The organism is Pseudomonas sp. P1.31 (assembly GCF_001269815.1).
Classification (GTDB): domain Bacteria; phylum Pseudomonadota; class Gammaproteobacteria; order Pseudomonadales; family Pseudomonadaceae; genus Aquipseudomonas; species Aquipseudomonas rustica.
In genome coordinates this window covers 22,447-37,087 of the sequence record NZ_LHVN01000036.1, presented here as the reverse complement: position 1 = coordinate 37,087, position 14,641 = coordinate 22,447, and the positions used below count along the sequence as shown (strand labels likewise).

Sequence of the window (14,641 nt, the reverse complement as noted above, 5' to 3'; positions counted from 1 at the left end):
GCTCGCTCCCACAGGGGATCTATGCTGCAAATCATATCTCCTGTGGGAGCGAGCTTGCTCGCGAAGGCGTCCTACGAAGTTTTCAGCTCAAGCCCATCCTGCGTTTCGCTCGTTGCACCGAACCATTGCGCATCGCCCAGCGCAGCATCGGTGCGCTGCGTTTGACGCTGGCGCGAATCAACTGGCGTTGCAGCGAACTCTGCCGCACCTCGAGCATGTCGCTGGCCCAGTCCGGCAAAAGATCAATGCCCGCCTTCATCATCAAATCGCCAAACGGTCGCGCCAGAACACTCGGCGCCGGTGCGGCCAGCAGTAAACGCAAAACCTCGCGGCTGCGTTCATCGCACAGCAATTGCGGGCGCAGGCGTTGCAGATAATCGGCCACGGCCTGCCGCGACTTGGGCACATCGCGTGCGCCTAGGCGTTCGGCGACCACGGCGATCTCGGCGTAATAACGATCCTGATCAGCCAGCGACAACTGCGGATTGCGATAGCGCAAATGCGCCGCCAGAAAGTTGCTGACCTCGGCCACATGCACCCACGTCAGCAAATCCGGATCACTGGCCGCATAAGGCCGGCCGTCCGGTGCGGTGCCCACCACTTGCAGGTGAATGGTGCGGACTTTCTCGATCAACCAGTCGGCATCCCGCCGGGAGCCAAACGTGGTGCCGGAGACAAACTGGCTGGTACGCCGCAAGCGCCCAAGCATGTCCTGACGAAAATTCGAATGATCCCAAACCCCGGCCAGCGCCAGTGGATGCAGGGCTTGCAGCAACAACGCGCTGATGCCGCCGATCAACATGCTGCTGAAATCACCGTGCACCTGCCAACTGACCGAATCGGGGCCGAACAGGCCGGGATCGCCCTTGGGGTTTTCCAGATCGAGTTGGCCGAGGGATAACCCGGTCAGGCTCATGAGTTGGTTTTCGATGCGACTGCGGATGAATTCCATGACCACTCAGTGAAGAAGGGCGGGCGCGGCCGGTTGTCCGCGCCCGACGTGTTACTGATTGAGGCGCTTGTCGATCAGGCCTTGCACCACGCTCGGGTCGGCCAGGGTCGAAGTGTCGCCGAGGCTGTCGAGTTCGTTGCAGGCAATCTTGCGCAGGATGCGGCGCATGATCTTGCCTGAGCGAGTTTTCGGCAAGGCCGGCGCCCACTGGATCTGATCCGGTTTGGCGAAGCTGCCGATTTCCTTGCTGACGTGGGCGAGCAATTCTTTCTTCAGTTCGTCGTTGGGCTCGGTGCCGTTCATGGGCGTGACGAAGGCATAGATGCCCTGACCTTTGACGTCGTGCGGGTAACCGACCACGGCGGCCTCGGCGATGCTGTCGTGCAACACCAAGGCACTTTCCACTTCAGCGGTGCCAATGCGGTGGCCGGACACATTGATCACGTCATCGATGCGCCCGGTGATCCAGTAATCGCCGTCCTCATCGCGCCGCGCGCCGTCGCCGGTGAAGTAATAGCCGGGGTAAGGTTTGAAATAGGTGTCGACCATCCGTTGTGGGTCGCCATAGACGCTGCGAATCTGCGCCGGCCAACTGGATTTGATCGCCAGCACGCCGCTGCCGGCGCCTTGGATTTCCTTGCCTTGCTCGTCGAGCAACACCGGTTGCACGCCGAACATTGGCTGTGTGGCGCAGCCCGGTTTGATCCGCTGCGCACTGACCAGCGGGCTGAGCATGATGCCGCCGGTTTCGGTCTGCCACCAGGTATCGACAATCGGGCAGCGCTGTTCGCCGACCACGTTGAAATACCATTCCCACGCTTCCGGGTTAATCGGCTCACCGACGCTGCCGAGTAATCTGAGGCTGGCGCGCGACGTTTCCTGCAACGGTTCGGTACCTTCGCGCATCAATGCGCGCAGGGCGGTGGGCGCGGTGTAGAAAATGTTGACCTTGTGTTTATCGATGACCTGCCAGAAACGTGAACTGCTCGGGTAGCTCGGCACGCCTTCGAACATTAATGTGGTCGCGCCATTGGCCAATGGGCCATAGACGATGTAGCTGTGGCCGGTGACCCAGCCGACGTCGGCGGTGCACCAGAACACTTCGCCGTCACGGTAATCGAGCACGTATTTGAAGGTCATCGCCGCTTGCAGCAAGTAGCCACCGGTGGTGTGCAGCACGCCTTTGGGTTTGCCGGTGCTGCCGGAGGTGTAGAGGATGAACAGCGGATCTTCGGCGTCCATCGGTTCCGGCGGGCAATCGTCGCTGACGTCGCGCACGGCCTGGTGATACCAGAGATCGCGGCCTTCGACCCAGTCGACCTTGCCTTGAGAGCGTTCAACCACCACGACGGTGCTGACGTCCGGGCAACTTTGCAGGGCTTTGTCGACGTTCTGCTTCAGCGGCACAAACTTGCCACCGCGCACACCTTCGTCGGCGGTGATCACGGTGCGGCAGTCGGCATCGAGAATGCGGTCACGCAGGGAGTCGGGGGAGAAGCCACCAAACACCACCGAATGCACCGCGCCAATCCTCGTGCAGGCGAGCATCGCGTAAGCGGCTTCGGGGATCATCGGCATGTAAATGCACACCCGGTCGCCTTTTTTTACGCCACGGCTTTTCAGCACGTTGGCCAGGCGGCAGACATGGTGGTGAAGTTTTTTGTAAGTGATTTGTGCCGATTCGGCGGGGTCGTCACCTTCCCAGAGCAGGGCGGTCTGCTCGCCGCGTTGTTCGAGATGGCGGTCGATGCAGTTGTAGCTGACGTTCAGTTGGCCCCCGGCAAACCAGGCGGCTTCACCGGTTTTCAGGTCACAGCGCTGAACGGTTTGCCACGGCGTGCTCCAGTCGAGGAAGCGCGTGGCTTGCTCGGCCCAGAAGGTGTCGGGGTGTTCAATGGATTCGCGGTACAGGCGCCGATAGTCATCCTGACTCAATTGCGCAGCCCGGCGGACGGCATCGGCTTTGGGGAACGTGCTGATATCGAACATGACGGTTCCTTATTCTTGTTGTGCGACAAGAGGGGAGCTGTACGACCCTCGTAGGAGCTGCCGAAGGCTGCGATCTTTTGATCTTGTTTTTTAAGGTCAAGATCAAAAGATCGCAGCCTTCGGCAGCTCCTACAGGGATCGTGTACGCCACCGATTCTGCGATTAGCCCGGTGCCGTGGAACTGTCGATGTTGCAAGCTGTAGGGGCAGGCAAACCGCCCCTTCAGCCTATCACCCGCGGTGACGACCGCGGAAGTAGTTGATCAGGCCTTGGGTGGACGGGTCGTCAGCGGTGGTTTCATCGCTGCCCACCAGACGGTTGTAAACGCCTTTGCCCAGTTCCTTGCCCAACTCCACGCCCCACTGATCGAAGGCATTGATGCCCCAGACCACGCTCTGCACGAACACTTTGTGTTCATACATCGCCACCAGTGCGCCGAGACGACGCGGGCTGATGCGTTCAACCACGAGGGTGTTGCTCGGACGGTTGCCCGGGATCACCTTGTGCGGGGCGAGTTTGTGCACTTGCTCTTCGCTCATGCCTTTTTCGCGCAGCTCGGCTTCTGCTTCCGGCAAAGTCTTGCCGAGCATCAGCGCCTGGCTTTGCGACAGGCAGTTGGCGTACAGCCACTGATGGTGGTCAGCAACCGGGTTGAAGCTGACGATCGGCACGATGAAATCGGCCGGGATCAGTTGCGAACCTTGGTGCAGCAACTGGTGGTAAGCGTGCTGGCCGTTGCAGCCGACGCCGCCCCAGATCACCGGGCCAGTATCGGTCGACACCGGGGTGCCGTCCTGACGCACGCTCTTGCCGTTGGATTCCATGTCCAGTTGTTGCAAGTGCTTGGTGATGTTGCGCAGGTAGTGGTCGTACGGCAGGATCGCGTGGCTTTGCGCGCCCCAGAAGTTGCCGTACCACACACCCAGCAAGCCCAACAGCACCGGCATGTTCTGCTCGAATGGCGCAGTCTGGAAATGCTGATCCATGGTGTAAGCACCGGACAGCAGTTCCTTGAAGTTGGACATGCCGATGGCCAGGGCAATCGGCAAACCGATCGCCGACCACAGCGAGTAACGACCGCCAACCCAGTCCCACATCGGGAAGATGTTTTCTTCGCGGATACCGAACGCCACAGCCGCGGCGTTGTTGCTCGAGACGGCGATGAAGTGGCGATACAGCTCGGCTTCCGAACCGCCCTGCGCCAGATACCAGGCACGTGCGGCCTGAGCGTTCTTAAGGGTTTCGAGGGTGTTGAAGGATTTCGACGAAACGATGAACAGCGTGGTCTCGGCGCGCAGTTTCTGCGTCAGCTCGTGGAATTCGCTGCCGTCGATGTTCGCCAGATAATGGCAACGCACGCCTTTCTGCGCGTACGACAGCAGTGCTTCGGAAACCAGCTCAGGGCCGAGGAACGAGCCACCGATGCCGATGTTGACCACGTCAGTGATCGGCTTCTCGGTGTAACCGCGCCACAGACCGTCGTGGATGCGGCCCACGAGGTCGGTGATCTGGTTCAGTACTTTGTGGACTTCCGGCATCACGTTGACGCCGTTGACCGACAGCTTGTCGCCCACCGGGCGGCGCAGGGCGGTGTGCAGCGCCGGGCGGCCTTCGGAGGTGTTGACGATTTCGCCTTCGAACAGCGCTTTGATCGCGCCCTTCAGATCGACTTCATTGGCCAGACCCACGAGCAGATTGCGGGTCTCGGCGTTGATCAAATTCTTCGAATAATCGAGAAACAGGCCGCAGCTGCTGAGGGTGAACTGATTGAAACGCTGCGGATCGGCGTTGAAGGCCTCGCGCATGCTGAAATCCTGCATGGCTTGGCGGTGATCTTTCAACGCTTGCCAGGCGGGCAGAGCGGTAACGTCTTGAGGAGTGAGGTAATACGCCATCGCTGCGGTTTTCCTTTTTACTTGAACGGCTTCTGAACACGGATCAGACCGGCGCGCCATGTTTGGGTGCGCGGTCAACTGCGTCTACACGATTTATCGACGCAGGGCGAATACAGTAAACCTCGCGCTGCGATCTGTCTTGACTTCTTCTGACCTGATCCCTGTACTTTTTTAACATTTAATACAGGGAGTGGCCGACAAACGGAGGGGGAGGGCGAGGTCGGGCAAGCTGAACCTCCCGGGTTGGAATCGAACGGCGGGCAGTGTGCCCGAAGGCTCTGGGGGCGGCAATACAGCTGATATGCAATCGTTCATGCGCCGAAAACCACTGTGGGAGCGGGCTTGCTCGCGAAGGCGTCGTATCAGTCGACATGTTGGTCAACTGATAGATTGCATTCGCGAGCAAGCCCGCTCCCACAGGGGGGACTGCGGTGTTTTTAAGAGGGGGTGTCGAGATTCAGGTGCAGGTTGTCGATCAATCGCGTAGTACCGAGGAAAGCGGCCAGCAGAATCACCAGATCACGGTCTTCAGCCGTCGCCGGACGCAACGTCAGCGCATGGCGGATTTCCAGGTAATCCGGACGCAGGCCCGCCGCTTCCAGCTGTTGCAGCTGCGCACTGATCAGCGCCGGGAAATCACGCTCGCCTTGTTTGATCGACTCGGCAATAGTGCTCAGCGTGCGATACACCACAGGGGCTACCGCGCGTTGTTCTTCATTAAGGAAGCCGTTGCGCGACGACAGCGCCAGACCGTCCGCAGCGCGTACGGTCGGTTCGCCGATGATCTGGATCGGCATGTTCAGGTCATGCACCAGCGCGCGAATCACCGCCAGTTGCTGGAAGTCCTTCTGACCGAAAATCGCCAGATCCGGCTGCACCATGTTGAACAGCTTGCTTACCACAGTCGCCACACCTTCAAAGTGTCCCGGACGGCTGGCGCCGCACAGGCCTTCGGACAGTTGCGGCACGCTGACCCGGGTCTGTCCGGCCATGCCGTCGGGGTACATCTCTTCGACGGTCGGCGCGAACAGCAGGGAGCAACCGGCTTCAAGCAGTTTTTCCTGATCCGCCGCGAGGGTGCGCGGGTACTTGTCGAGGTCTTCGCCGGCGCCGAATTGCAGCGGGTTGACGAAGATGCTCGCGACCACGAAGTCCACGCGTTGCGTGGCTTTGGTCACCAGGGCGACGTGGCCGCTGTGCAGGTTGCCCATGGTCGGCACGAAGCCGATGCGCTTGCCTTCACTGCGCGCGCGGGCGACGGCGGCGCGCAGTTCGCGTACGGTTTTTACGGTGTTCATGCAGAGAATCCGTGTTCGATGCCAGGGAACGTGGCGGCTTTGACTTCACTGACGTAAGCCTTCAATGCGGACTGGATGTTGTCCTGGTCGTGCATGAAGTTTTTGACGAATTTCGGTACGCGGCCGGTGATCGACAGACCGAGCATGTCGTGCAGCACCAGCACCTGACCGTCGGTATCCGAACCGGCGCCGATGCCGATAACCGGAATCTTCACCGCCTGAGTGATTTCCGCAGCCAGTTCGCTTGGCACGCATTCGAGCAGCAGCATGGACGCGCCAGCCTGCTCCAGCGAGATCGCATCGGCACGCATCTGCCGCGCCTGGTTTTCGTTGCGGCCCTGCACTTTATAGCCACCAAGGATGTTCACCGCTTGCGGGGTCAGGCCCATGTGCGCGCACACCGGCACACCGCGTTCGGCGAGCAGACGGATCGACTCCGCCAGCCACAGCTGACCTTCGACCTTGACCATGTGCGCACCGGCCTGCATCAGCATGGCGCTGTTCATCATGGTTTGTTCGAGGGTGGCGTTGGCCATGAACGGCAAGTCAGCCAGGATCAGGGCGTCGGTGTTACCGCGTTTGACGCACGCGGTGTGGTAGGCCATTTCTGCAGTGGTCACCGGCAAGGTGCTGTCGTGACCTTGCAGCACCATGCCGAGGGAGTCGCCCACCAGCAGCACTTCGACACCGGCCTCGTTGCAGGCGTGGGCGAAGGTCGCGTCATAGCAGGTCAGCATGGTGATCTTTTCACCTTTCTGCTTGAGGCTCTGGAGCGTGGTCAGGGTGATGGCTGGCATGTAAAAAATCCTCGTTCAGGCGCTCTGGAAACTACTGCGAGTAACGCGCGTGATTCTTCATTTACTCAGGCGCACGCTCTTTTGTCGTGCTTATAAGGCCTGGATTGCGCCCGTATGTGCCGGGTTGGCGGCAGCGGGACGCCTATAGTCGTGAGGAGAACCGAGGAAGTCAATTGCGTGTGTTACCGCATTGTTACGAGGCGAGTGTTACCGGCGTTACTGATGCGATTCAGCGGCGCGGCGGGCCTGATTCGAGAAGTTTTTGTCCGACAAAAACGATGTGGGAAATCCGTTTTTTGTGGCGAGGGGATTTATCCCCGATGGGCTGCGAAGCGGCCCCAAAACCGAAGACCGCGACAATTCTGACACAGCGCATTTGCCGGTTTTACGACTGCTGCGCAGCCGATCGGGGATAAATCCCCTCGCCACAAAAGGCTATTGAGTGTCAGGGGTGGGGTAGGCGTTCGAGGCCGATGAACGGGCAGGCGGCGAGCAGGTCGGCCAAGGTGCGGCCATCGGGCAGATGGAGATCCGCCGGCGCCAGTTCGGCGAGCGGATACAGCACGAACGCGCGTTCCTGAATCTGGTAATGCGGGACTTTCAGGCGTGGTTCGTCGATCAAGCGATCACCGAACAGCAGAATATCCAGATCCAGCGTACGCGGGCCCCAGCGTTCCAGACGTTCGCGGCCCTGATCATTCTCAATCGCTTGCAAGGCATCGAGCAACTGAATCGGGGAGAGCGAGCTGTCGAGCGCTGCAACCGCGTTGGTATATCGCGGTTGGCCCGGCAGCAATGAATCGCTTTGATAAAAGGCAGAAACGCCAGCGACCAGGGTTTGCGGCAATTGCCCCAGCGCCTCGACGGCGCTGCGCAATTGTTCGGCGGGGTCAGCGAGGTTGCTGCCCATGCCGATGTAGATGCGTTCCATGCTTTTACTCGCCGGTCGAAGCGCTCGGGGCGCCGGCGCGTTTGCGCTTGGAACCGCCGCTGCGGCGACGTTTGCGTGGTGCGCCGCTGGCGTCGTCACCTTTGCCGCTGAGGTCGCGAATCATGTCGCGACGCTCGCTTTCGTTGGCGTCCTGATAATCCGTCCACCATTCGCCGAGGCCGTCAGTCTCTTCGCCGGCGCTTTCACGCAACAGCAGGAAGTCGTAACCGGCGCGGAAACGCGGATTGTCCAGCAACAGGTCGGCGCGTTTGCCGCTGCGGCGTGGCAAGCGTTCCTGCATGTCCCAGATCTCGCGGATCGGCATGGTGAAACGCTTTGGAATCGCGATGCGCTGGCACTGTTCGGCGATCAGCTCGTGGGCGCCTTCCTGCATCGCAGGGATTGGCGGCATGCCACGTTCTTGCAAGCGCAACACGCGGGCCGGCAGGGCTGGCCACAGCAGCGCGGCAAACAGGAACGCCGGGGTCACCGGTTTGTTCTGCTTGATGCGCAGGTCGGTGTTGGTCAGCGCTTCGCTGATCAGCGTGTGGGTGTATTCCGGGTTGTGTTCCAGTGCATCGGCACTGGCCGGGAACAGCGGGGCGAACAGTTGCAGATCGACCAGCATTTCGAAGGTAATTGCGCCGTGTCCCGAGAGGAACAGCTTGAGCACTTCTTCGAACAGACGCGCCGACGGGATCTCGCGCAGCATCGGCGCCAGCTCGCGGATCGGCTGCACAGTGTGCTTCTCGATGCCGAAGTTGAGCTTGGCGGCGAAACGCACGGCCCGCAGCATGCGCACCGGGTCTTCCTGGTAGCGCTGCTTCGGATCGCCGATCAGACGGATCAGGTGATTGCGGATGTCGTGTACGCCGTTGGCGTAGTCGAGAATGCGCTCGCTGACCGGATCGTAATACAGGGCGTTGATGGTGAAGTCGCGGCGTTGCGCGTCTTCTTCCAGCGTGCCGTAAACGTTGTCGCGCAGAATCCGCCCGCTTTCGTTACGCGAAGACTGATTGCTGTCCTCGTCGTCTTCGTTGACCGGGTGATTGGCGCGGAAGGTCGCGACTTCGATGATTTCGCGACCGAAATGGATATGCACCAGTTTGAAGCGACGGCCAATGATCCGCGCGTTGCGGAATTCGGCACGGACTTGCTCAGGCGTGGCGCTGGTGGCGACGTCGAAATCCTTGGGCGTGATGCCCAGCAGCATGTCACGCACGCAACCACCGACCAGATAAGCCTGGTAACCGGCACCTTGCAGGCGTTCGACAATATTCACCGCATAGCGGCTGAACTGCGTTTTCTGCAGCGAGTGTTGACCGCTGTTGAGCACTTCAGGGGTGCTACGGATGTGTTGCGTACGACGCACGGGAGTTCGGAATGACTGGAACAACTTCTTCAGCATGGGATGCACTGTTTGAAGGAATGTTCGGCCATACCAAAGAATGACCGCATGATGGGCGCAGATTCTAGCATTTAGTCGGGGGATGGTGTAGGAGACAGCAGCTTCGAGCTGAAAGCCGCAAGCTACAAGGGTGAAACGGGGGTAAAACAGGGAGTTTTTTACAGAAGGGAGAAACTACAAGGGGAGCCGAAGCTCCCCAAGAAGTAGTTGCGTGCTCTTTTTATTATTGATTCGGGCTTCTTGTTTTTGTTGAGTGCCCTCGCCACGAAGCTTTTCCTTCGTGACCCTCCCAATCGGGAGCCAAGAGCAAACGGATTGCTTTGGTCGCTGAATTGCAGTGATCTTACGATCCAACCAGTACAGGCTCTGTCTTAGGACAGTTTTTGTTGTTCTCGGCCTGGTCGTGGGGCAAGCCCCAAATACAACGCCTCTCCAAAAGAATCAGTTAGCTGCGCCTCTCGCCGTCTTGTTTTTATTGTGCGTGAGTCGATTCGTCTTATTTTTATTGTCTTGTGCATTGCTTGTTATTGTTCTTGTACCAAACATATAGCAGGGGTCGTGCCAACTTTTGCGAAACCCCGTAAAACAAAGGGTTAGGTCGATATAACCGTTTTCTCGGGGCGAAAAAAAGCCGGGGTTTCGTTACCGATAACCCCGGCTTCTGTTACGTGAAAAGACTGAGGTAACAGTTTTTTCACATCTTCAAGCGTTACCCGCACACTCGACAGGTAACGTTCAGCTCTCGCTGGCGACCCCGGTCTTGCGCCGTGGAATGCCCAGACGCTGACGGCGTTCCCACAGACATTTACGGCTGACGCCCAGTTTGCGCGCCAGTTCGGTCTCGGTCATGTGATCCTGATGCTCAAGGACGAAGTGCTGGAAGTAATCCTCCAGCGACAGGTCTTCGGTCGGCTCATGGCTGCTGTTGCTGGCGTTACCACCGGTTTGCGGTGGCAGGCCGATGAACTCGTCATCGTCCAGATCGCTCAGTTCAATGTCGATGCCCAGCAGTTCCGCAGAGATTTCCGGACTTTCGCTGAGAATCACCGCGCGCTCGACTGCGTTTTCCAGCTCGCGCACGTTACCCGGCCAGGAATAGTGACGAATGGCCTGTTCGGCATCGGCAGCAAATTTCAGGTCGGTACGGTTGATGCGCGCGCTCTGGCGAGCGAGGAAGGCTGTGGCGATTTCGTTGACGTCGGCACCGCGTTCGCGCAGCGCTGGCAATTTCAGGGCAATCACGTGCAGACGGTAATAAAGGTCTTCACGGAACTGGCCGATTTTCGCCAGGCTCTTCAGATCCCGGTGCGTTGCTGCGATCAGGCGTACATCGACCTTCTGCGACTGCACCGAACCAACGCGGCGAATTTCGCCTTCCTGCAACACGCGCAACAGGCGGGCCTGAGCTTCCAGCGGCAGCTCACCGATCTCGTCGAGGAACAACGTGCCGCCGTCCGCCGCTTCGACCAGACCAGCACGCCCGGCGCTGGCGCCGGTAAACGCGCCTTTTTCGTGGCCGAACAGTTCGGACTCGATCAGGCTTTCCGGAATGGCGGCGCAGTTCACCGAGATCATCGGTGCCTTGGCGCGTTTCGACAGGTTGTGCAGCGCACGGGCCACCAGTTCTTTACCGGTGCCGGACTCGCCCTGAATCAACACATTGGAATCGGTCGGCGCGACTTTGCGGATCTTGCTGTACAGATCCTGCATCGGCGGGCACGAGCCGATGATGCCGATTTCGCCGTTGCTGTTGTCAGTGGCGGTTTTGCCGCTGCCATTGGCCGGTTTGCTGGCAAGCGCTTCGCCGGCAGCCGGGGCCGATTGGCGATCACGCAGAATCCGCGCGACGGCCTGGAGCATTTCATCGTGGTCGAAAGGCTTGGCGATGTAATCCACCGCGCCCATCTTCATCGAGTCGACCGCCGAGCGCAGGCTGGCGTAACTGGTCATGATCAGCACCGGCGTGCCCTGGCCGAGCTTGATCAGCTCGGTGCCCGGCGCGCCCGGCAAACGCAGATCGCTGACGATCAGGTCGAACGTAGGAATGGTGAAGCGTTCTTGTGCTTCCTGCACTGAACCGGCTTCGCTGACCTGGTACTGGTTACGTTCCAGCAGGCGGCGCAAGGCGGAGCGGATAATTGTTTCGTCTTCGACGATCAAAATGTGCGGCATTGATTCGATACTCTCGACGGTCTCAGTTCACAGCGGACGTCGCTTCGACATGACGCGGCAATGTCACCCGAATACGGGTGCCGCGTTGGCTTTGTACATCAGCCGGGCTGTCGATGGTGATTTGTCCATAATGCTCTTCAACGATGGAATAGACCAGTGCAAGGCCCAGACCGGTGCCTTCGCCAGGATCCTTGGTGGTGAAGAAGGGTTCGAACAATCTGTCCATGATGTTCTTCGGAATACCGCTGCCTTCGTCTTCGACGATCAGATCGACCGTGTGTTCGCCGGCTTCGCTTTTCACCCGTACCGCACTGTGCGGCGGCGAGGCGTCGCGGGCGTTTGAAAGCAGATTGATCAACACCTGCGCGAGCCGCTGCGGATCGCCTTCGACCCAGTGATCGGGATCGCACAGGTTGTAGAACTGCACTTCGAAATTGCGTCGGTTCAGCGCCAGCAGGCCAATCGCGTCCTGCGCCACTTCCGCCAGACAAACCGGCTCGTCGCTGTGCTGATGGCTGCCGGCGTGGGCGAAACTCATCAGCGACTGGACGATGCGCGATATGCGTTTGGTCTGTTCGAGAATCTGCCCGCTGATTTCCGTCAGTTCGTCGTCTTCTTCGCGCTCTTCGCGCAGGTTTTGCGCGAGACAGGCGATGCCGGTGACCGGGTTGCCGATTTCGTGGGCCACACCTGCTGCGAGACGACCGATGCTCGCCAGCCGTTCGGAGTGCACCAGTTTGTCTTCGAGCATCTGCGTTTCGGTCAAGTCTTCAACCAGTAACACCAGACCACTGTTACCCGGTGCGAGCGGCTCATCGATGGCTGCTTTGTGCAGGTTCAGCCAGCGGGTCTGGCCGTCGAGGGCCAGATGCTGTTTGTGCAAATGCTCGTCGGGCAGATTGATGAAGCCCTGGAGCAATTCTTTCCACGGCTCGCCGATGGTGCTCAGGCGCGAACCGACCACACGTTGCGCGGCGATCCCGGTGAGTTCTTCCATGGCTTTGTTCCACATCAGGATCTCTTGATCCTTGGCCAGCGAGCAGACGCCCATCGGCAATTCCTGCAGGGTCTGGCGGTGGTAACGGCGCAAGGCATCGAGTTCGGCGGCTAAACCTGTGAGGCGCGAGTGGTAATCCTCGAGGCGGCTTTCGATGAAGTGAATGTCTTCGGTGACATAGTTTTCGCCGCCCGCCTTATAAGGCAGGAAGGTTTCGACCATGTCCTGCGCCACGCTCGGGCCCATCAGGCCGGAAAGGTTGGCCTCGATGCGGTCGCGCAAACGGCGCAAGGCGTATGGGCGGCGTTCGTCGAAGGGCAGATAAAGGTCACGCAGCGCTTGTTCGACTTCTTTCTGCGCAGCCTTGGCGCCCAGCGGTTTCGCCAGTTGCGTGGCAAATTCTTGCGGTGAGGCAGCGTGCAGTTCGCGGCGTTGCGGGCGACGCACGTTATCCACAGCGCAGGCTTCGGCGGCGCTGGCTTCTTCGGGGCTGGCGTTAGTGAACAGCGAGATCAGCGTGAACATCAACACGTTGGCCGCCAGCGAGGCAATCGCGGCCATGTGCCAACTGGTGTCGTCGAGCACGTAAATCATGTTCAGCAGCGGGATGTAGAAACCCTGCAGATTGCCGACCAGCGGCAACAGCATGGTCACCACCCAGACCAGAATCCCCGCCAGCAGACCGGCGATAAAACCCCGGTGGTTAGCGGTCGGCCAATACAGCACAGACAGCACGCCCGGGAGGAATTGCAGGGTCGCCACGAAGGCAACAATGCCAAGATTGGCCAGATCCTGCTCGGCGCCGAGCATCAGGTAGAAGCCGAAACCGGCCATGATGATCGCGACGATCAGCGCGCGGCGCGTCCATTTCAACCAACGGTAGATATTGCCTTCGGCCGGCGGCTGATAAAGCGGCAGCACCAGGTGGTTCAGCGCCATGCCCGACAGCGCGAGCGTGGTGACGATGATCAGGCCGCTGGCCGCTGATAAACCACCGACGTAAGCGAGCAACGCCAGCGGCTTGCTGTTGGCGGCGATGCCGATGCCGAGGGTGAAATATTCCGGATTGGTCGTCGCGCCCAGTTTCAGACCGGCCCACAAAATCAGCGGTACCGCCAGGCTCATCAACAGCAGGAACAGCGGCAAACCCCAGCTCGCACTGACCAATGAGCGTGGATTGAGGTTTTCGGTAAACGTCATGTGATACATGTGCGGCATCACGATCGCCGAAGCGAAGAACACCAGCAACAGCGTGCGCCACGGGCCTTCCTGCAATGGCGTGTGCAGCGCGGCGAGGGCGGTCTGGTTTTGCAGCAGCCACACCTCAAGTTGTTGCGGGCCGTCGAACACGCCGTACAGCGCATACAAACCGACGCCGCCGAGGGCAACCAGTTTGATCACCGATTCAAAGGCAATCGCGAACACCAGCCCTTCGTGTTTCTCGCGGGTGGCGATGTGGCGGGAGCCGAAGAAAATCGTGAACAGGATGATCAGCGCACAAAACGCCAGCGCTACGCGGCTCTGCACCGGCTCGCCAGTGAGGATGCCAATGGAATCGGCGACCGCTTGAATCTGCAACGCCAGCAACGGCAACACGCCAATCAGCATGAAGATCGTGGTCAGCGCACCGGCCCAGGTGCTGCGAAAGCGAAAGGCAAACAGATCCGCCAGCGACGACAGTTGATAGGTGCGGGTGATTTTCAGGATCGGATAGAGCAGCACCGGCGCCAGCAGAAACGCGCCGGACACGCCGAGGTAACTCGACAGAAAACCGTAGCCGTACTGATACGCGAGGCCGACCGTGCCGTAGAACGCCCACGCACTGGCGTAAACCCCCAGCGACAAGGTGTACGTCAGCGGGTGACGAATGATCGCGCGCGGGATCATGCCCCGTTCGCTGACCCAGGCAACGCCGAACAGCACCGCCAGGTACGCGGCGCTGATCAGGATCATCTGGGTCAGGCTAAAGCTCATCGGCATCTTTTTGGCTCTGCAGGATGAAGGTCACAACAATCAGGATCAGCCAAAGCAGATAGGGGCGATACCAGGCGCCCGTAGCGTCGATCCACCAATCCATGATGGCGGGGGAAAACAGGTAGATCCCCACGACTAAAAGCAGGACCAAGCGATAGATGTACATCCCGGCCTCTCTTTTTTATGCGCGTGCCCGAAAACGTGCGGCGATGGTAACGGATGGGCGCG

Annotated in this window: 10 protein-coding genes; all 10 read right to left on the bottom strand. The window is 59.7% G+C overall.

The window, feature by feature from the left end; translation table 11 throughout:
* Positions 1-82: 82 nt before the first annotated feature.
* The 10 genes from AD669_RS22855 to AD669_RS28500 all read right to left on the bottom strand — a co-directional run bounded on the left by AD669_RS22855 (position 83) and on the right by AD669_RS28500 (position 14,579).
* Positions 83-952 (bottom strand): oxygenase MpaB family protein, encoded by an 870-nt coding sequence (locus AD669_RS22855; protein WP_053123908.1) that lies wholly within the window; start codon positions 950-952, stop codon positions 83-85.
* A gap of 51 nt (positions 953-1,003) precedes the next feature.
* Positions 1,004-2,941 (bottom strand): acetate--CoA ligase, encoded by a 1,938-nt coding sequence (gene acs / locus AD669_RS22850; RefSeq protein WP_053123906.1) that lies wholly within the window; start codon positions 2,939-2,941, stop codon positions 1,004-1,006.
* A gap of 230 nt (positions 2,942-3,171) precedes the next feature.
* Positions 3,172-4,836: a glucose-6-phosphate isomerase gene (gene pgi, locus AD669_RS22845; RefSeq protein ID WP_053123903.1), complete on the bottom strand. Its 1,665-nt coding sequence runs from the start codon at positions 4,834-4,836 to the stop codon at positions 3,172-3,174.
* A gap of 437 nt (positions 4,837-5,273) precedes the next feature.
* Positions 5,274-6,134: a pantoate--beta-alanine ligase gene (gene panC, locus AD669_RS22840; RefSeq protein ID WP_053123902.1), complete on the bottom strand. Its 861-nt coding sequence runs from the start codon at positions 6,132-6,134 to the stop codon at positions 5,274-5,276.
* A complete protein-coding gene (gene panB, locus AD669_RS22835; protein WP_053123900.1) occupies positions 6,131-6,931 on the bottom strand; it encodes a 3-methyl-2-oxobutanoate hydroxymethyltransferase in 801 nt (266 codons plus the stop codon). Before panB ends, panC begins: the two co-directional genes overlap by 4 nt.
* 445 nt (positions 6,932-7,376) lie before the next feature.
* Positions 7,377-7,862: a 2-amino-4-hydroxy-6-hydroxymethyldihydropteridine diphosphokinase gene (folK, locus tag AD669_RS22830; protein ID WP_053123898.1), complete on the bottom strand. Its 486-nt coding sequence runs from the start codon at positions 7,860-7,862 to the stop codon at positions 7,377-7,379.
* A 4-nt stretch (positions 7,863-7,866) separates the two neighbouring features.
* Entirely contained in the window at positions 7,867-9,270 is a 1,404-nt protein-coding gene (locus AD669_RS22825) for a polynucleotide adenylyltransferase PcnB (protein ID WP_053123896.1), read from the bottom strand.
* 735 nt (positions 9,271-10,005) lie between these two features.
* On the bottom strand, positions 10,006-11,442 hold the full coding sequence (locus tag AD669_RS22820; RefSeq protein WP_053123894.1) for a sigma-54 dependent transcriptional regulator: 1,437 nt from the start codon (positions 11,440-11,442) through the stop codon (positions 10,006-10,008).
* A gap of 22 nt (positions 11,443-11,464) precedes the next feature.
* Positions 11,465-14,419, bottom strand: a complete 2,955-nt coding sequence (locus AD669_RS22815) for a sensor histidine kinase (protein ID WP_172680160.1) — start codon at positions 14,417-14,419, stop codon at positions 11,465-11,467.
* Positions 14,403-14,579 carry a hypothetical protein gene (locus AD669_RS28500; protein WP_003176118.1) on the bottom strand — a complete coding sequence of 59 codons (177 nt, stop codon included), beginning with the start codon at positions 14,577-14,579 and terminating at the stop codon, positions 14,403-14,405. Before AD669_RS28500 ends, AD669_RS22815 begins: the two co-directional genes overlap by 17 nt.
* Between the last annotated feature and the right edge of the window lie 62 nt (positions 14,580-14,641).

Bases quoted from the DNA above. Each gene is read 5' to 3' on its own strand.
- pgi (WP_053123903.1), bottom strand. From the start codon at position 4,836: ATGGCGTATTACCTCACTCCTCAAGACGTTACCGCTCTGCCCGCCTGG.
- AD669_RS22855 (WP_053123908.1), bottom strand. From the start codon at position 952: ATGGAATTCATCCGCAGTCGCATCGAAAACCAACTCATGAGCCTGACC.
- AD669_RS22820 (WP_053123894.1), bottom strand. From the start codon at position 11,442: ATGCCGCACATTTTGATCGTCGAAGACGAAACAATTATCCGCTCCGCC.
- panC (WP_053123902.1), bottom strand. From the start codon at position 6,134: ATGAACACCGTAAAAACCGTACGCGAACTGCGCGCCGCCGTCGCCCGC.
- panB (WP_053123900.1), bottom strand. From the start codon at position 6,931: ATGCCAGCCATCACCCTGACCACGCTCCAGAGCCTCAAGCAGAAAGGT.
- acs (WP_053123906.1), bottom strand. From the start codon at position 2,941: ATGTTCGATATCAGCACGTTCCCCAAAGCCGATGCCGTCCGCCGGGCT.
- AD669_RS22815 (WP_172680160.1), bottom strand. From the start codon at position 14,419: ATGCCGATGAGCTTTAGCCTGACCCAGATGATCCTGATCAGCGCCGCG.
- AD669_RS22825 (WP_053123896.1), bottom strand. From the start codon at position 9,270: ATGCTGAAGAAGTTGTTCCAGTCATTCCGAACTCCCGTGCGTCGTACG.
- AD669_RS28500 (WP_003176118.1), bottom strand. From the start codon at position 14,579: ATGTACATCTATCGCTTGGTCCTGCTTTTAGTCGTGGGGATCTACCTG.
- folK (WP_053123898.1), bottom strand. From the start codon at position 7,862: ATGGAACGCATCTACATCGGCATGGGCAGCAACCTCGCTGACCCCGCC.